Source organism: Conexibacter woesei DSM 14684 (assembly GCF_000025265.1).
GTDB classification, from domain to species: Bacteria; Actinomycetota; Thermoleophilia; order Solirubrobacterales; family Solirubrobacteraceae; genus Conexibacter; species Conexibacter woesei.
The window spans coordinates 60,859-76,737 of the sequence record NC_013739.1; the positions used below are offsets into that span (position 1 = coordinate 60,859).

The window sequence follows — 15,879 nt, forward strand, 5'->3', positions numbered from 1 at the left end:
CGCGTTCGGACGCATCTCACGGACCGGCGCTAAAGGCTGGCGCCGGTCCGCCGATCATCAAGGTCGACTCTCCCTCGGAGTCGGTTCCCTCGATGATCAAGGCTTCCCTGCTTCCACGGGTGGTCGCGCTCTGCGCTGCCCTCTTCACCGTGCTCTGCACGCCCGCCCTCGCGGCCGGCGGCGCCAGAGACGCTGAGAGCACCCCCGTCGACCTCCCCACCACGACGCAGCCGTCGGGCGACGTCGGCGGCGGCAGTGGCAGCATCGTCCGCACGATCGTCGGCCTGGCGATCGTGATCGGCGTCATCTACGGGATCGCCTGGGTCCTCAGACAGATGAAGCAGAGCAAGGCCGAGCGCTCGATCGGCGGGCTCGCCTCCGTCGCCTCGGTCGCGCTCGGCTCCGGCAAGGCGCTGCACCTCGTGCGCGCCGGCAACGAGCTGGTGCTCGTCGGCGTCGCCGACCACGGCGTCACGCCGGTTCGCACCTACACCGAGCAGGAGGCGCAGGACGCCGGCCTGATCGACGAGTGGGGCGAGCTGATCCTGCCCGACGGCGCCGCCGAGCCGCGTGCTCGCGCCGCCGACGCCGGCAGGGGCGCGAAGGTCCCGGTGCCGGGTGCCCTCGTCGAGACGATGCGCAAGTGGACGGTGCGACGGTGAACACGGTCGACGGCGACAGCGCGATCCAGGTCCTGCTGCTGATCGGCGCCTTCACGCTGATCCCGGCCGGCCTCTTCTGCCTCACCGGCTTCACGCGCATCCTGATCGTGCTCGGCTTCATCCGCACCGCGATCGGCACGCCGACGGCGCCGCCGAACCAGGTGCTCGTCGGGATCGCGCTGTTCCTGACGCTGTTCGTGATGGCGCCGACCTTCACGCAGATCAAGGAGACCGCCTGGGATCCGCTGGAGGCCGGCAGAATCAACACCGCCCAGGCGGTCAGACGCGCCGAGGAGCCGCTGCGTCAGTTCATGTTCGAGCAGACGCGCACGAAGGACCTCGCGCTGTTCGTGCGGCTGTCGAGAACGAGAGAGCAGCCGAGAACGCGCGCCGACATCCCGACGACCGTCCTGATCCCGGCGTTCATCGTCAGCGAGCTGAAGACGGCGTTCCAGATCGGCTTCATGATCTTCCTGCCGTTCCTGGTGATCGACCTGATCGTCGCCTCGACCTTGATGAGCATGGGGATGATCATGCTCCCACCGGTCTTCATCTCGCTGCCGTTCAAGATCCTGCTGTTCGTGCTCGTCGACGGCTGGGCGCTGATCACCGACTCGCTGGTCCGAAGTTTCAACTGATGCGAGGGGCGTGATGGATCAAGACACCGTCATGAACCTGTCGACGCAGGCGCTCGACCTCGCGATCAAGATCGGCGGGCCGCTGCTGCTCGTCGGCCTCGTCGTCGGCCTCGTCGTCTCCGTCTTCCAGGCGATCACGCAGATCCAGGAGCAGAGCCTCTCGTTCATCCCGAAGATCATCGCGACGGCCGTCGTGCTCGTCGTCGCCGGTCCGTGGATGCTGAACCAGCTGATCGCGTACACCGAGAACCTCTACCGCTCGATCCCGACGCTGGTCGGTGGCGGATGAACGCGACGCAGACGACGGCGAACCAGCTGCTCGCCGCGCTCGGCGTCAGAAACGTCGTCGGCTTCTTCCTCGTGCTCGCGCGCGTCAGCCCGCTCTTCCTCGTCGCGCCGATGTTCAACTCGCGGCAGGTTCCGGCGCGCGCGAGAACGATCGTCGCGCTCGCCTTCGCGCTCGGCCTCTACCCGCTCGCGGTCGCCGGCCAGACGCTGCCGACGGAGGCGTTCGCGATCGTCGGCCTGATCGTCAAGGAGATGCTCGTCGGCCTCGCGTTCGCGCTCTGCGTCTCGGTCATGTTCGCCGCCGTCGACGCCGCCGGCACGCTGCTCGACTTCATGGTCGGCTTCGCGTTCGGCGGCTCGCTCGACCCGATCACCGGCAACCAGTCGGCCGTGCTGGCGCGCGTCTACAGCCTCGTCGCGGTCGCGATCTTCATCGCGATCAACGGCGACGCCTGGCTGATCCAGGGGATGTCGCGCACGTTCGACATCGTCCCGCTGTCGGCGTCGCCCGACTTCGCCTCGATCTCGCAGGGCGTCGTCGCCGTCTTCACGACGATCTTCGCGTCCGCGCTCGCGGTCGCCGCGCCGGTCCTGATCGCGTGCGTGCTGACCGACGTCGCGTTCGGTCTCGTCTCGCGCGTCGTGCCGCAGATGAACGTCTTCGCGGTCGGCTTCCCGGTCAAGGTGATCGTCGGCCTCGTCGTCGTCGCGGCGTCGCTGCCGTTCGTCGGCGGCTGGATCTCGGATCAGCTCCAGCTGAGCGTCGGCGAGGCGCTCCAGACCCTCCGGATGGGCTAGCTGATGGCCGACGACAGAACAGAGAGAGCGACACCCAGAAAGCGCGACGACGCCCGCAGAAGAGGCCAGGTCGCGCGCTCGATGGACGTCAACGGCGCGGTCGTGCTGATCGCCGGCCTGTTCGCGCTGAGCCTGCTCGGCCCCGCCGTCGTCGGCGCGATGGAGACGTCGATGCGCGACTCGTTCGAGCGCATCTCCGACCCGCAGGCCGCGCTGACCGCGGGCGGGCTGGAGGGGATCGCGATGTCGACGCTGCGGACGCTCGCGCTCGCGATCGGCCCGGTCGCCGCCGTCTGCGCGATCGCCGGCATCGTCGCCAACCTCGGCCAGGTCGGCCTCAAACCGTCGGCGGAGGCGCTCAAGCCGCAGGCGCAGCGGATCAACCCGCTCAGCGGCGCGAGAAACGTCTTCGGCCCGCGGATGTTCTTCGAGGGTGCGAAGTCGATCGTCAAGGTCGCCGTCATCGGCGTGATCGTCGCGATGGCGGTCGCGCCGAAGATGACCGAGCTGTCGGCGACCGTCGGCGCGAGCCCCGGCCAGCTCGCGGCCGAGCTGGTGAGCCTCGTGCTGTCGATCTCGCAGCGCGCGGCGATCGCCTACCTCGTGATCGGCGCGATCGACTACGCCTACCAGAAGTACACGCACGAGAAGCAGCTGCGGATGTCCATGCAGGACGTCAAGGACGAGTTCAGATCGCAGCAGCTGCCGGCCGAGGTCAAGTCGATGCAGCGACGCCGGATGATGCAGCAGGCGCGCGCTCGCATGATGTCCGCGGTTCCCGACGCTGACGTCGTCGTCACGAACCCGACGCACTTCGCCGTCGCGCTCAAGTACGACGGCACCAAGCCCGCGCCGATCGTCGTCGCCAAGGGGCAGGACCTGATCGCGCTGCAGATCCGCAGACTGGCCGCCGAGCACGACGTGCCGGTGATCGAGAACAGACCGCTCGCGCGCTCGCTGCACGCGACCGTCGAGGTCGGCCAGATGATCCCCGAGGACCTCTACCAGGCCGTCGCGCAGGTCCTGGCCCACGTGTACAGAGTCGCGGGGAACGCCCGCAGGAAGGTCGGCGCGCGATGAACTCCCCGCTGCTGAGAAAGGCTCTCGGCCAGACCGACCTGCTGGCGGCGCTCGGCGTCGTGCTGATCGTGGTGATGCTCGTCATCCCGCTGCCGCCGATGCTGCTCGACTTCTTCATCACGCTGAACATCTCGGCGGCGATCGCGATCGTGGTGGCGACGCTCTACCTCAACCGCGCGCTCGACTTCTCCGCGTTCCCGTCGCTGCTGCTCCTGACGACGATGTTCCGGCTCGCGATCAACGTCTCGGTCACGCGCCTGATCCTCACGACCGGCGACGCCGGCCACGTCATCAGAGCGTTCGGCGAGTTCGTCGTCGGCGGCAACGTGATCGTCGGCCTCGTGATCTTCTTCATCCTCGTCGTGATCCAGTTCGTCGTCGTTACGAACGGCGCCAGCCGCGTCGCCGAGGTCGGCGCGCGCTTCACGCTCGACGCGATGCCCGGCAAGCAGATGGCGATCGACGCCGACCTCAACGCTGGCCTGATCACTGACGACGAGGCGCGCAGACGCCGCGCCGAGATCTCGCAGGAGGCCGACTTCTACGGCTCGATGGACGGCGCCTCGAAGTTCGTCAGAGGCGACGCGATAGCGGCGATCGTGATCGTGCTGATCAACCTGCTCGGCGGTCTCGCCGTCGGGATCATGCAGATGGACATGCCGTTCGGCGAGGCGATCCAGCACTTCTCGCTGCTGACGATCGGCGACGGCCTCGCGGCGCAGATCCCGGCGCTGCTGATCTCGGTCGCGACCGGCATCCTCGTCACGCGCGCGGCGTCCGACAGAGACCTCGGCGCCGACATCTCCGACCAGATCCTCAAGCAGCGCAAGGCACCGCTCGTCGCCGGCGGCGCGATCCTCGCGTTCGCGCTCGTGCCGGGCCTGCCGAAGATCCCGTTCATCGTGATCGGCGGCATCTTCCTCGCGGTCGGGCTGGCGCTGCGCAGAGCGGACGCCGACCAGGCCGAGGAGGACGCCGAGACGGCGCGCATCGACGCCGAGGGCACCGCCGCCGCGCAGCCGCGCGACGCGGCGCTGGAGGCGCTGCCGATCGACCCGCTCGAGCTCGCGATCGGCTTCGGCCTCGTGCGGCTCGTCGACCAGCAGAACGGCGGCACGCTGCTCTCGCGCGTGAGCGTCATCCGGCGGCAGATCGCGACCGAGCTGGGGATGGTGATCCCGCCCGTGCGGATCCACGACGAGCTGGGGCTCGACTCGCACGAGTACGTGCTGAAGGTGCGCGGAACCGAGGTCGCGCGCGGGCGGATCATGGCCGGCCACCAGCTCGCGATGGACCCGGGCGACGCGGTCGGCCAGCTGCAGGGCGTGCCGACGACCGAGCCGGCGTTCGGCCTGCCCGCGACGTGGGTCACCGACGACCAGCGCGCGGAGGCGGAGGCACTCGGCTTCACCGTCGTCGACGGCGAGTCGGTGATCGTCACGCACCTGACCGAGACGATCCGCGCGCACGCCTCTGAGCTGCTCACCCGCCAGGACGTGAGAGCGCTGCTGGACCAGCTGAAGGAGAGCAACCAGGCGGTCGTCGACGAGGTCGTGCCGGACATGCTCACGCTTGGCGAGATCCAGCGCGTGCTGCAGGGGCTGCTGTCGGAGGGCGTCTCGATTCGCGACCTCGGCACGATCGTCGAGGCGATCGGCGACAAGGCGCGGCTCACGCGCGACCCGGCGCTGCTGGCCGAGTACGCGCGCCAGGCGCTCGGCCGCACGATCACCGCGCCGTACCTCGACGGCGAGCAGCGGCTGCGCGCGCTCGCGCTCGACCCGGCGATCGAGCAGGAGGTCGCGGCGTCGATCACGCAGACCTCCGACGGCGAATACCTCGCGATGGATCCCGTCCGCGCGCAGGCTTTGATCGGCGCGCTCCGAACACAGGTGGAGCACGCGACCGCGCGCGGCAGCAGGCCGGTGCTGCTGTGCTCGGCGCGCGTGCGCCGCCACATCCGGCGGCTCGTCGAGCAGGCGCTGCCGCACCTCGCGGTCTGCTCGTACAACGAGATCGCACCCGGCATCACTGTGGAGACGATTGGAGTGATCGAGCATGAGCTCGCAAGTTGACGATCGACCGAAGACGAACGGGCACGTGCCGGCCGACCCCTCGCTGCGCACCTACCGCGGCAGATCGCTGGAGGAGATCCTCCCGCAGATCCGCGCCGAGCTCGGTCCCGACGCCGTCGTCGTGCGTCAGCGCGACGGGCTGATGGGCGGCATCGGCGGCTTCTTCCAGCAGCAGTTCGTCGAGGTCCAGGCGCGGGCGGGCGGGGGCAAGATGCGGCTGGACGTCTACGACGACGAGCCCGCACTGCCCGAGCCGCTCCAGCAGGCCGCCGCCGAGGAGCCGGCGCCACCTTCGTCTCCGGCGGCCTTCGAGGCTCCCCGCCCTGTGGGTCCGCCGGCCTCGTCCGGTCCCGAGTCGCTCGCGCCGGCGCCGAGAGCGGGGCCGACCGCCGCCGAGCTGCTCGCGCAGGCGACCGGCTCCGCGGCCGGCGACCCGCGCACGCCCGCGGAGATCCTGCGCGCCCACAGCGGTACGTTCGCCAAGCAGCTCGCCGACGCCGAGGAGCGTGCCGAGCCGACCGTCCGCGCGAGCGGCGCCGCGTCGGCGGCCGCCGACGAGCCGACCGGCCGCTACGCCCCGCCCGTCCCCGCCGACGCGGCCGAGACGGAGCCGATCCCGCTCCCGCCCCGCCCGGCCCCCGCACCCGTGCCGGCCCCCGAGCCCGAGCTGCCGCCCGCGGCGAGAGCTGCGCCCGTCGCCCCGGCTGCGCCCGCCCGGCCGGCGAGAGCCACAGCGAGAAGAGCTGCGGCGAAGAAGCGCAGAGGCGCGGCGAAGGGGAGAGCGAGAGCCGCTCCGGCCGCGAGAGCCCCCGCTCCGAGAGCGGAGCCGGCCGCGAGAGTGCCCGCCGCGAGCGCGGAGCCGGCCACCGCCACCGCCGCTCCAGCCGCAAGAGCCGCGCCGGTCGCCAGAACGGAACCGGTCGCGAGAGTCCCCACACCGGAAGCCGCTCCGGCTCCCAGAGCCGCGCCCTCCGTGAGAGCGGAGCCAGCCCCGAGAGCCGCCACCTCGAAGCCGCGCGCGAAGCCGGCCAAGCCCGCAGCGGCCGCAAAGCCGGAGTCGCCCGCGAGCGGCGTCGGCCCGCGCACGACCCAGGCGCTGGAGCTGGCCGCGGCGATCGCGGCGGCCAATCTCGCAGCCAGGGCGGCCGCCTCCGCGCTCCCGGCGCCCGCCCGGCCCCCGGTGGAGGCCGCCGAGCCGGCGCCCGCGCAGCCGGGCACGGCCGGTCCCGGCACCGAGCTGGTCCTCGCCACCGCGCCCTCGCCAGCGCCTCCGGCCGCGTCACCGCGTGTCACCGCCCCCCGTCGCAGCCTCTTCGGCCGCCGCAGCGGCGCGACGACGCCGCGCCGGCTCGTCGACGCGCCGGCCGCGGCGGAGGTGACAGGCTCGCTCGCCGCGCACGGTCTCGCGCCGGCCGCGGCGGAGGAGCTGCTCGTCGACGCGACCGCGCACGTGCTGCCGTTCACTCCGGGCGCCGATGTCAGAACGGCGGTCCGCTCCGCACTCGCGCGCCGCATCCCGCTGCCCGCCCCGCCCCGCCTCGGCGGCCGCGTCGTCGCGTTCGTCGGCGCCGGCGGCGGTGGCAAGACGCGCTGCACCGCCGGGCTCGCCGCCGCGTACGCGCAGGGCAGCTCCGTCCCGGTCGCCTGCCTCACGTTCGCCCCGGCCGATGGCGGCGCCGAGCTGACCGCGCTGCTCAAGCCCCACGGCGTCAAGGTCGAGGCGGTCGCGACGGCGGAGGCCGCCGCCAAGCGGCTCGCCGCGCTCCGCGCCGAGGCGCTCGTCGTGCTCGACACGCCCGCTGTCTCCCCGGGCGACCCCGACGCGGTCGCGCGGATGGCAGCCGAGCTGGCACCGCTCCAGCTCGACGAGATCCAGCTCGTCGTACCGGCGACGCTCAGCGCGACCGTCGCGGAAGAGCTGGTCGAGCGGCTCGCGCCGCTGCAGCCGACCGGGATCGCGATGACCCACGCCGACGCGACCGACCACATCGGCGCCGTCGTCGACCTCGCCTGCGCGACGCGACTCCCGCTCGCCTACGTCAACAGCGGGCTGGAGCTGCCGGGCGCGCTCGCGCCGGCCGACCCGGCCCAGCTCGCGGAGCGGCTGCTGTCATGAGCGCGAAAAGCCGCGGCCAGAGGCCTTGCTTTCCGGGCGAGAACTCGCCAGAGGCTCGCTCTCGCGTGGAGGAGGTCTCCGCATGAGCCCGCTGCGCAAGCGGCCGCAGCGGCGGCCGGGCTCCGCCGCGCCGCCGCCGTTGCCGGAGGTGCGTCAGGAGGTCGACCTGGCGCTGCCCGGGCGCGAGCGCTTCGCGGCGCGCGTGACGCAGGTCTCCGACGAGGCGATCGTGCTCGTGCTGATGCTCGACGCGCGTGACCCGCTGCAGCTCGGCGAGGTCGCCGAGATGGCGCTCGAGTTCGCCGGCCCGCGCGGGCTCGTGCGGATCGAGGGCCAGGGGCGGGTGACGGCGTACGACGTCGTCCACCTGCGACTGGAGGGCGCGGTCGAGGTCGTCCAGCGGCGTGACTTCGTGCGCGTCAGAGCGGTGCGGCCGATGGCGCTGGCGCCGATCGACGAGGAGGGCACGATCGGCGATTGGATCGACACGCTGACGGTCAACGTCAGCGGCAACGGCTTCCTCGCGGCCGGCCCCGACACGCTCGCGATCGGGAGCGCGGTGCGCTTCCGCGTTCGCGTCGTCGAGGGCGAGCCGCCGATCGAGGGTCTCGGTCGCGTCGCGCGCGCCAGCGACGCCGGCCACCGCGGGATTGCGATCGAGCAGCTGGTCGACGACGGCCGCCGGCGCTTGGTCGCCTTCATCTTCGAACGCGAGCGGATCGCGCGCAGAGTCACGCGCGACAGCGAGCTGTGACCGGGAGGACGGGAACGATGGCACCGAGGGACACGCGCGCGCGTGGGCGCCAGAGAGGCGCGCGCGGGGGCGGCGCGGGCAGAGGCCGGCGCAGAGGCAGCGGCGGCGGTGGGCCGACGCTGCCGAGCGTCGCCAACCATCCGAAGGCGGGCGAGCAGGTCAAGCGGGCGAAGGCGTGGGCCGGCCTGGTCGGCTTCGGCCTCGTCGCGTTCGTCTCCTGGCGAGGCGGCGTGCCGGTCGAGGACCTGCTGCTGCGCTCGCTCGCCGGCGGGATCATCGCCTACCTCGTCGTCTGGGCGTGCGCCGTCGCGATCTGGCGCCACCTCGTCGTGACCGAGCTGGAGGTCGTGCGCGAGCGCCGCGCCGAGGAGGCCGCCGCGCGCAAGGCTGCCGCGCCGCCGATGACCGACGGCGCCGAGGCGTAGGCCGGAGCGTCCGATGGTCGATCGGATCAACCCGATCATCCCGCGCAACCCCGACATCTTCCCGGTGCCGTCCGTCGGCCGGCCGCGGGTCTCCGAGCAGGAGCGGGACCAGCGCCGCAGGGAGCGCGAGGACGACGAGCGCGAGCAGGAGCAGGAGCGCCGCCGCGCCGCCGCCGCTGCAAGACGCGCCGCCGACGCTGCCGCCGCAGACGCGGGCGAGGACGATGAGCGCCCGCACGTCGACCTGATCGCCTAGCACTTGAGAGCGTTGGCGCGCCAACGCGGCCGACTGGCACCCGATCACTCAAGCTTGGCGCTCCACCGCCGATGAACGGGGGGAACAGGAGCGACATGGAGTCGCTCGGGACACATCAAGGAGATGTGACGCATGTCCCTTCGTATCAATACGAACGTCGAGGCGTTCAACGCGCACCGCAATCTCGAGAGCACCAGCGGCAAGCTCGCGAAGTCGATGGAGCGCCTGTCCTCGGGCTTCCGGATCAATCGTGCTGCTGACGATGCCGCGGGTCTCGCGATCTCGGAGAAGCTGCGCGGTCAGATCGGCGGCCTGAACCAGGCGCGTCGGAACGTGCAGGACGGCATCTCCCTCGTCCAGACGGCGGAAGGTTCGCTGACCGAGGTTCACAGCATGCTTCAGCGTGTCCGCGAGCTCGCGGTCCAGCACGCCACCGGCACGCTCGCGACGACGGACAGAGGCGCGATCATGTCCGAGGTCGCGCAGCTCGCCGCTGAGATCGACCGCATCGGCACGACGGCACAGTTCAACGGCATCAGACTGCTCGACGGCAGCGCCGCTTCGATCACGTTCCAGGTCGGCGCCAACGACTCGGAGACGATCTCCGTCGCGACGGTCAGACTCTCTGACGCAGTCAGAGGCATGAGAGCCGACGCGGCGCTCAGAGACATCGATACCGCGATCGCGAACGTGTCGGATGCGCGTGCGGTGTTCGGTGCGGTGCAGAATCGTCTGGAGCACACGTACAACAACCTGTCCGTGTACCAGGAGAATCTGACTGCGTCTGAGTCGCGTATCCGTGACGTGGACATGGCTGCGGAGATGGTGAACTTCACCAAGAACAACATCCTGCAGCAGGCCGGCACGAGCATGCTCGCGCAGGCCCAGCAGGCCCCGCAGTCCGTCCTCTCGCTCCTGCGCTAGGACCTGTCGTGAACGGTGGGCGGCTGCGGCCGTCCACCGCTTGAGCACGGCCGACATGGAGTCGGCCGGGACGATCATCAAGGAGATGTCGTATGTCCCTTCGTATCAACACGAACGTGGAAGCGTTCAACGCGCATCGCAATCTCGAGGGCACGAGCAGCAAGCTGGCGAAGTCGATGGAGCGCCTGTCGTCGGGCTTTCGCATCAACCGTGCTGCTGACGACGCCGCTGGCCTTGCGATTTCGGAGAAGCTGCGTGGTCAGATCGGCGGTCTGAACCAGGCTCGTCGTAACGTGCAGGACGGTATTTCGCTGGTGCAGACGGCGGAAGGTTCGCTGACCGAGGTTCACAGCATGCTTCAGCGTGTCCGCGAGCTCGCGGTCCAGCACGCCACCGGCACGCTGGCGGGGACGGACAGAGCCGCGATCGTCTCCGAGGTCACGCAGCTGACCGACGAGATCAGACGCATCAGCAACACTGCGCAGTTCAACAAGATCGACCTGCTCAGAGCGGATGCGACGATCGACTTCCAGGTCGGCGCCAACGACAGAGAGACGATCTCGGTCGCGACGATCGCGCTCAGCAGAGCGGTCCCCGCAACGCTCGACATCACGGCCAGAACGGCGCTTGCCGACATCGACAGAGCGATCGGCGCGGTGTCGGATCAGCGTGCGGTGTTCGGTGCGGTGCAGAATCGTCTGGAGCACACGTACAACAATCTGTCGGTGTACCAGGAGAATCTGACTGCGTCTGAGTCGCGTATCCGTGACGTGGACATGGCTGCGGAGATGGTGAACTTCACCAAGAACAACATCCTGCAGCAGGCCGGCACTTCGATGCTGGCGCAGGCGCAGCAGGCGCCGCAGTCCGTCCTCTCGCTCCTGCGCTAGGACGTCATCGTTGGGCGGCGGTGGCTTCGGCCGCCGCCGTTAGGTAGGGCGACATGGAGTCGCCCGGGACGATCATCAAGGAGATGTCGTATGTCCCTTCGTATCAACACGAACGTCGAGGCGTTCAACGCGCATCGCAATCTCGAGGGCACGAGCAGCAAGCTGGCGAAGTCGATGGAGCGCCTGTCGTCGGGCTTTCGCATCAACCGTGCTGCTGACGACGCTGCCGGCCTTGCGATTTCGGAGAAGCTGCGTGGTCAGATCGGCGGTCTGAACCAGGCTCGCCGTAACGTGCAGGACGGTATTTCGCTGGTGCAGACGGCGGAAGGTTCGCTGACCGAGGTTCACAGCATGCTTCAGCGCGTCCGCGAGCTGAAGGTCCAGCACGCCACCGGCACGCTCGCGACGACAGACAGAGACGCGATCGTCTCCGAGGTGAGACAGCTGACGGCCGAGATCGACCGCATCGGCGACACGGCGCAGTTCAACGGCATCAGACTGCTCGACGCCAGAACGACGATCTCGTTCCAGGTCGGCGCCAACGACACCGAGATGATCTCGGTCGACACATTCGCCCTGAGAACAGCCGTCGACACGGGGAGACTCGCCACGCTCGGGACCGCGACGCTGTCCGAGATCGACAGAGCGATCGGCGCGGTGTCGGATCAGCGTGCGGTGTTCGGTGCGGTGCAGAATCGTCTGGAGCACACGTACAACAATCTGTCGGTGTACCAGGAGAATCTGACTGCGTCTGAGTCGCGTATCCGTGACGTGGACATGGCTGCGGAGATGGTGAACTTCACCAAGAACAACATCCTGCAGCAGGCCGGCACGAGCATGCTCGCGCAGGCCCAGCAGGCGCCGCAGTCCGTCCTCTCGCTGCTCCGCTAGGACACACAACTCATATCGCCCAGATCATCGGGCGAACATAAAACGGCTCCATCGAGGGATCCGACCGAGAGGCGGGTGGCGAACAGCCACCCGCCTCTCTTCTTTTGCGTCGCCTCGACCGCGAATGCGCCTGGCTGGCGCCTGATCGCTCAAGCTCGGCACCCCAGCGCCGATGCTCATGGTGAACAGCGGTGACATGGAGTCGCCCGGGACGATCATCAAGGAGATGTCGTATGTCCCTTCGTATCAACACGAACGTGGAAGCGTTCAACGCGCATCGCAATCTCGAGGGCACGAGCAGCAAGCTCGCGAAGTCGATGGAGCGCCTCTCGTCGGGCTTCCGGATCAACCGTGCTGCTGACGATGCCGCGGGTCTCGCGATTTCGGAGAAGCTGCGTGGTCAGATCGGCGGTCTGAACCAGGCGCGCCGCAACGTGCAGGACGGCATCTCCCTCGTCCAGACGGCGGAAGGTTCGCTGACCGAGGTTCACAGCATGCTTCAGCGTGTCCGCGAGCTCGCGGTCCAGCACGCCACCGGCACGCTCGCGAGAGAGGACAGAGGCGCGATTGCATCAGAGATCGCGCAGCTGACGCAGGAGGTCGAGCGGATCGGCACGACATCGCAGTTTAACGGGATCACGCTGCTCGACGGCAGAAACGCGACGGTCGCGTTCCAGGTCGGCGCCAACGACGGCGAGACGATCTCGGTCGCGACGGTCTCGCTCCAAGCGAGAGTCGGCAGACTCGACCAGACTTCGACGCTTGCTCAGATCGACACGGCGATCGCGAACGTGTCGGATGCGCGTGCGGTGTTCGGTGCGGTGCAGAATCGTCTGGAGCACACGTACAACAATCTGTCGGTGTACCAGGAGAATCTGACTGCGTCTGAGTCGCGTATCCGTGACGTGGACATGGCTGCGGAGATGGTGAACTTCACCAAGAACAACATCCTGCAGCAGGCCGGCACGAGCATGCTCGCGCAGGCCCAGCAGGCGCCGCAGTCCGTCCTCTCGCTGCTCCGCTAGCGAGACGCTTCGACCCTCCGACCGCCGTCCGCGAGGGCGGCGGTCAAGGGATCGCCTCGGCTGCCGATCACTTGGACTGATGTCCCTCGCAGCAGCAATCGCGCGGATCGACGAGATCCAGAGCGCCTTCACGCCGCGGGTCCCGCCGACGCAGTCCTTCAACGGCGGTGCAGCCGCACCGTCTGCCGTCACGGCCAGCGCGTCGTCCGCGAACGCCTTCTCGAACGTGCTCAACGGCGCGCTCTCGAACACGGGCGTCGTGACCCCGGGCACGGCCGGCGCGCCCGGCCTCTACGCGCCCGGCGGCGTGCTGACCAACGGCGGCGCCGGTGCCGGCGCGCCCGCGATGGTCGCGCTCGCGCAGGGCGAGGTCGGCCAGGCCGAGTTCCCGCCCGGCTCCAACGACTCGCCGCGGATCGCCACCTACCGCGAGTCGACCGCCGGCAGCGGCGTCGGCCCGTGGTGCGCCTACTTCACCTCGTGGCTCGCCGACCAGGCCGGCGCACCGCTCGGCGACAGCGGGCAGGGCTTCGGCCGCGTCGACGACGTCTACGCGTGGGCGCAGCGGACCGGCCGCGCCGTGCCGAACGGCCCCGGCGCCGTGCCGCAGCCGGGCGACCTGATCGTCTGGGACGAGCACATCGGCATGGTCGAGCAGGTGCTGCCGGACGGCCGCATCCAGACGATCGAGGGTAACTCCTCTGATCAGGTGAAGCGCAACGTCCACGAGGCCGGGTCGGCGCTCGGCTACGTGAGGATGAGCTAGTGCCTCCCCGCCGGAGCTGGCGCCCAGCCCCTTAGAGGGACCTGGCGCGTCGGCGGCGAATACCTCGGACCGTGACGCTCTTCGACGAACACGACCGCGGAGAGGCCGGAGCACGCTCCGGGCCGGACGGCCTGGGCGAGATCTCGGTGCGACGCGGACCGGTGACGGTCGTCGTCGTCGATCCGCACGCTCCCGTGCGAGAAGGACTGCCGCCGCTGCTCGCGCGGGACGGCATCGACGTCGTCGCGACCGCCGCGACCGGGGACGGCGCGGAGGCAGTGATCGGCCATCACGCCCCCGACGTCGCGCTCGTCGCGCTCGACCTCGCCGACGTCGACGGCATCGTGCTGCTGCGTCGCCTCGCCCAGCGCGGCAGTCGCAGCGCCGTCGTCCTCTACACCGACGCCGACGATCCGCAGCAGTCCGCGGTCGCGCTCCACGCCGGCGCGGCCGGCGTGATCGCCAAGCGCCGCTCGATCGCCGAGCTGAGCAACGCCCTGCGCGCCGTCGCGGCCGGGCGCCTGTGGTTCAACGAGCCGGGAGACCTGCCGATGCCGCCCCGCCGTCTCTCCCCGCTCCTGACCGACCTGCGGGAGCGCCGCTCCTCCGCGCTGTCGAGCGCCGAGCTGAGGGTCCTCGCGCTCGTCGCCGAAGGCTCCTCGACCGAGGAGGCGGCCGAGCTGCTGTCGCTCAGCCCTCACACCGTCCGCACACACCTCCGCAACGTCATGCGCAAGCTGGAGGCATCCAGCCGCGCCCACGCCGTCGCGATCGCGATCCGCGAGTCCGCGATCAAGCTCTGAGCGCGGCGGCGCGCGCTCGCCGCAGCCGCCACCCGACGACGCCGGCGAGGCCGAACCGGTAGGCCGCGTAGGGAGCGAGCGAGCGGTCGCGCTCGACCTGGCGGATCAGCCACGTCGAGCCGAGCGTCGAGGCGAACGAGGCGGCGGTGCCGATCGCGAACGCGGCGCGGGTCTGCGGCGGGAGGCCGCGTCTCAGCAGACGCGTGCCCTTCAGCACGGTCGCGGCGACGATGATCGGCAGCGCGACGTGGCGGGAGAGCGCGTTCGCGTCCTCGCGCGTGAAGCCGCGCGCTCGCGCCGCCGCGAGCGTCGCGCCGTTGCGCGAGACGCCCGGCACGAGCGCGGTCGCCTGCGCGAGGCCGAGTGCGAGCGCGTCGCGCCAGCCGGCGTCCTCGCGCGGCCGCTCCTGCGGCGCGCGGTCGGCGAGCGCCATCGCGAGCGAGCCGAGCACGAGCCCGGCGGCGATCGTCGCGGGAGTCCCGAGCCGCCGCTCGATCGGCCGCTCGAACGCGAACGCGGCGATCCCGGCGGGCGCGAACGAGAGCACGATCAGTTCGATCCGGCGGCGGTCGAGCCCGCGCGCGGCCTCGCCGACCTCGTCGCGCAACCCGATCAGCAGCGCCGCGGCGGTACCGGCGTGCAGCGCGACCTCGAACGCCTTGCGCAGCTCCGGGTCGAGCTCCGCGTACGGCCAGCGCAGCAGCCACGGCACGAGCGTGATGTGACCGGACGAGGAGATCGGCAGCAGCTCCGCCGGCCCGTGCAGCACGCCGAGCGCGAGCGCGTGGCGGAGCGGGAGCGCTGCGGGCTGCTCGCTCAAAGCGCGGCGTCGGTGGTCGCCTGCTCGTCGGCGACGGGCGGGGCGTTGCGGTTGCGGCGCCAGCGCAGCCCGTAGTAGACGGCGACGGCGACGATCGCGACGGCGACCGCGTAGTCGACGTAGTGGAGGCTGTCCTTCCATGCAGTCCAGTTGTCGCGTGCCTCGCGGCCGATGAACGCGAGCATGAAGACCCACGGCAGGCAGCCGATGAACGTCAGCACCGAGAAGCGGATGAACGGCATCCGCGAGACGCCGGCGGGCAGCGAGATGAAGGTGCGGACGATCGGCAGCATCCGCGTCACGAGCACCGCGGCGGAACCGTGCTTCTCGAACCAGCGGTCGGCCTGCGCCAGCGATCTCGGGGAGACGTGCAGCTTTCTGCCGTGCTTCTCCAGCAGCTCCAATCGGCCGAAGTAGCCCACCCCGTAGGCGATCCACGAGCCGACGAGGTTCGCGCTCGCGCCGACGAGCGTCACCAGCAGCAGCGAGTACTCGCCCTGCGCGACGTTGAAGCCGGCGAACAGCATCGTCGCTTCCGACGGGATCGGAATGCAGGCGCTTTCGAGCACCATCAGGACGAAGACGCCGGCGAGGCCGAGAGAGCCGACCACGTCGGTCGCCATGTTCACGAGGGGCTCCGTGATCGAGGCGAGGACCAGCACGAAGCA

18 protein-coding genes are annotated in these 15,879 nt (G+C 70.3%); 16 read left to right on the forward strand and 2 right to left on the reverse strand.

Going from position 1 to position 15,879, the window contains the following annotated elements:
• Positions 1–92: 92 nt before the first annotated feature.
• The 16 genes from CWOE_RS29935 (at position 93) to CWOE_RS00410 (ending at position 14,391) form a co-directional block, all read left to right on the forward strand.
• Positions 93–662 carry a FliO/MopB family protein gene (locus CWOE_RS29935; protein WP_012931554.1) on the forward strand — a complete coding sequence of 190 codons (570 nt, stop codon included), beginning with the start codon at positions 93–95 and terminating at the stop codon, positions 660–662.
• Positions 659–1,300 (forward strand): flagellar type III secretion system pore protein FliP, encoded by a 642-nt coding sequence (gene fliP, locus CWOE_RS00335; RefSeq protein ID WP_012931555.1) that lies wholly within the window; start codon positions 659–661, stop codon positions 1,298–1,300. Before CWOE_RS29935 ends, fliP begins: the two co-directional genes overlap by 4 nt.
• A 13-nt stretch (positions 1,301–1,313) precedes the next feature.
• A complete protein-coding gene (fliQ, locus tag CWOE_RS00340) occupies positions 1,314–1,589 on the forward strand; it encodes a flagellar biosynthesis protein FliQ (RefSeq protein ID WP_012931556.1) in 276 nt (91 codons plus the stop codon).
• Complete coding sequence (gene fliR / locus CWOE_RS00345) at positions 1,586–2,386, forward strand: flagellar biosynthetic protein FliR (RefSeq protein ID WP_012931557.1); 801 nt, start codon at positions 1,586–1,588, stop codon at positions 2,384–2,386. Before fliQ ends, fliR begins: the two co-directional genes overlap by 4 nt.
• Positions 2,387–2,389: 3 nt before the next feature.
• Positions 2,390–3,466, forward strand: coding sequence for a flagellar biosynthesis protein FlhB (gene flhB / locus CWOE_RS00350; RefSeq protein WP_012931558.1), 1,077 nt, complete (start codon positions 2,390–2,392; stop codon positions 3,464–3,466).
• Positions 3,463–5,541: a flagellar biosynthesis protein FlhA gene (gene flhA, locus CWOE_RS00355; protein WP_012931559.1), complete on the forward strand. Its 2,079-nt coding sequence runs from the start codon at positions 3,463–3,465 to the stop codon at positions 5,539–5,541. Before flhB ends, flhA begins: the two co-directional genes overlap by 4 nt.
• Positions 5,525–7,657 carry a GTP-binding signal recognition particle SRP54 G-domain-containing protein gene (locus CWOE_RS29940; RefSeq protein WP_012931560.1) on the forward strand — a complete coding sequence of 711 codons (2,133 nt, stop codon included), beginning with the start codon at positions 5,525–5,527 and terminating at the stop codon, positions 7,655–7,657. The genes flhA and CWOE_RS29940 overlap by 17 nt, the downstream gene beginning before the upstream one ends.
• An 82-nt stretch (positions 7,658–7,739) precedes the next feature.
• Complete coding sequence (locus CWOE_RS00370) at positions 7,740–8,411, forward strand: PilZ domain-containing protein (protein WP_012931561.1); 672 nt, start codon at positions 7,740–7,742, stop codon at positions 8,409–8,411.
• A gap of 17 nt (positions 8,412–8,428) precedes the next feature.
• Positions 8,429–8,836 (forward strand): hypothetical protein, encoded by a 408-nt coding sequence (locus CWOE_RS00375; protein ID WP_012931562.1) that lies wholly within the window; start codon positions 8,429–8,431, stop codon positions 8,834–8,836.
• A gap of 13 nt (positions 8,837–8,849) precedes the next feature.
• A complete protein-coding gene (locus CWOE_RS00380; RefSeq protein ID WP_012931563.1) occupies positions 8,850–9,092 on the forward strand; it encodes a hypothetical protein in 243 nt (80 codons plus the stop codon).
• A 132-nt stretch (positions 9,093–9,224) separates the two neighbouring features.
• A complete protein-coding gene (locus tag CWOE_RS00385; RefSeq protein ID WP_012931564.1) occupies positions 9,225–10,016 on the forward strand; it encodes a flagellin N-terminal helical domain-containing protein in 792 nt (263 codons plus the stop codon).
• Between the two features lie 92 nt (positions 10,017–10,108).
• The gene (locus CWOE_RS00390) at positions 10,109–10,906 is read left to right on the forward strand and encodes a flagellin N-terminal helical domain-containing protein (protein WP_012931565.1); all 798 of its coding nucleotides are present in this window, start codon (positions 10,109–10,111) and stop codon (positions 10,904–10,906) included.
• A 90-nt stretch (positions 10,907–10,996) separates the two neighbouring features.
• Entirely contained in the window at positions 10,997–11,797 is an 801-nt protein-coding gene (locus CWOE_RS00395; protein ID WP_012931566.1) for a flagellin N-terminal helical domain-containing protein, read from the forward strand.
• Positions 11,798–12,030: 233 nt separating this feature from the next.
• Positions 12,031–12,822 carry a flagellin N-terminal helical domain-containing protein gene (locus CWOE_RS00400; protein ID WP_012931567.1) on the forward strand — a complete coding sequence of 264 codons (792 nt, stop codon included), beginning with the start codon at positions 12,031–12,033 and terminating at the stop codon, positions 12,820–12,822.
• A gap of 79 nt (positions 12,823–12,901) precedes the next feature.
• Positions 12,902–13,588, forward strand: coding sequence for a CHAP domain-containing protein (locus CWOE_RS00405; RefSeq protein WP_012931568.1), 687 nt, complete (start codon positions 12,902–12,904; stop codon positions 13,586–13,588).
• A gap of 71 nt (positions 13,589–13,659) precedes the next feature.
• Positions 13,660–14,391 (forward strand): response regulator, encoded by a 732-nt coding sequence (locus CWOE_RS00410; RefSeq protein WP_012931569.1) that lies wholly within the window; start codon positions 13,660–13,662, stop codon positions 14,389–14,391.
• Here CWOE_RS00410 and CWOE_RS00415 read toward each other — a convergent pair.
• Both CWOE_RS00415 and CWOE_RS00420 read right to left on the reverse strand, forming a co-directional pair.
• Positions 14,381–15,211, reverse strand: coding sequence for an undecaprenyl-diphosphate phosphatase (locus CWOE_RS00415; protein WP_012931570.1), 831 nt, complete (start codon positions 15,209–15,211; stop codon positions 14,381–14,383). The two genes, CWOE_RS00410 and CWOE_RS00415, sit on opposite strands and share 11 nt — an antisense overlap.
• Positions 15,208–15,873, reverse strand: a complete 666-nt coding sequence (locus CWOE_RS00420; RefSeq protein WP_012931571.1) for a DedA family protein — start codon at positions 15,871–15,873, stop codon at positions 15,208–15,210. The genes CWOE_RS00415 and CWOE_RS00420 overlap by 4 nt, the downstream gene beginning before the upstream one ends.
• Positions 15,874–15,879 lie beyond the last annotated feature (6 nt).

What these genes read in the sequence shown, in the direction of transcription:
- CWOE_RS29935 (WP_012931554.1), top strand. Translation starts at nt 93, where the DNA reads ATGATCAAGGCTTCCCTGCTTCCACGGGTGGTCGCGCTCTGCGCTGCC.
- fliQ (WP_012931556.1), top strand. Translation starts at nt 1,314, where the DNA reads ATGGATCAAGACACCGTCATGAACCTGTCGACGCAGGCGCTCGACCTC.
- fliR (WP_012931557.1), top strand. Translation starts at nt 1,586, where the DNA reads ATGAACGCGACGCAGACGACGGCGAACCAGCTGCTCGCCGCGCTCGGC.
- flhB (WP_012931558.1), top strand. Translation starts at nt 2,390, where the DNA reads ATGGCCGACGACAGAACAGAGAGAGCGACACCCAGAAAGCGCGACGAC.
- flhA (WP_012931559.1), top strand. Translation starts at nt 3,463, where the DNA reads ATGAACTCCCCGCTGCTGAGAAAGGCTCTCGGCCAGACCGACCTGCTG.
- CWOE_RS29940 (WP_012931560.1), top strand. Translation starts at nt 5,525, where the DNA reads ATGAGCTCGCAAGTTGACGATCGACCGAAGACGAACGGGCACGTGCCG.
- CWOE_RS00370 (WP_012931561.1), top strand. Translation starts at nt 7,740, where the DNA reads ATGAGCCCGCTGCGCAAGCGGCCGCAGCGGCGGCCGGGCTCCGCCGCG.
- CWOE_RS00375 (WP_012931562.1), top strand. Translation starts at nt 8,429, where the DNA reads ATGGCACCGAGGGACACGCGCGCGCGTGGGCGCCAGAGAGGCGCGCGC.
- CWOE_RS00380 (WP_012931563.1), top strand. Translation starts at nt 8,850, where the DNA reads ATGGTCGATCGGATCAACCCGATCATCCCGCGCAACCCCGACATCTTC.
- CWOE_RS00385 (WP_012931564.1), top strand. Translation starts at nt 9,225, where the DNA reads ATGTCCCTTCGTATCAATACGAACGTCGAGGCGTTCAACGCGCACCGC.
- CWOE_RS00390 (WP_012931565.1), top strand. Translation starts at nt 10,109, where the DNA reads ATGTCCCTTCGTATCAACACGAACGTGGAAGCGTTCAACGCGCATCGC.
- CWOE_RS00395 (WP_012931566.1), top strand. Translation starts at nt 10,997, where the DNA reads ATGTCCCTTCGTATCAACACGAACGTCGAGGCGTTCAACGCGCATCGC.
- CWOE_RS00400 (WP_012931567.1), top strand. Translation starts at nt 12,031, where the DNA reads ATGTCCCTTCGTATCAACACGAACGTGGAAGCGTTCAACGCGCATCGC.
- CWOE_RS00405 (WP_012931568.1), top strand. Translation starts at nt 12,902, where the DNA reads ATGTCCCTCGCAGCAGCAATCGCGCGGATCGACGAGATCCAGAGCGCC.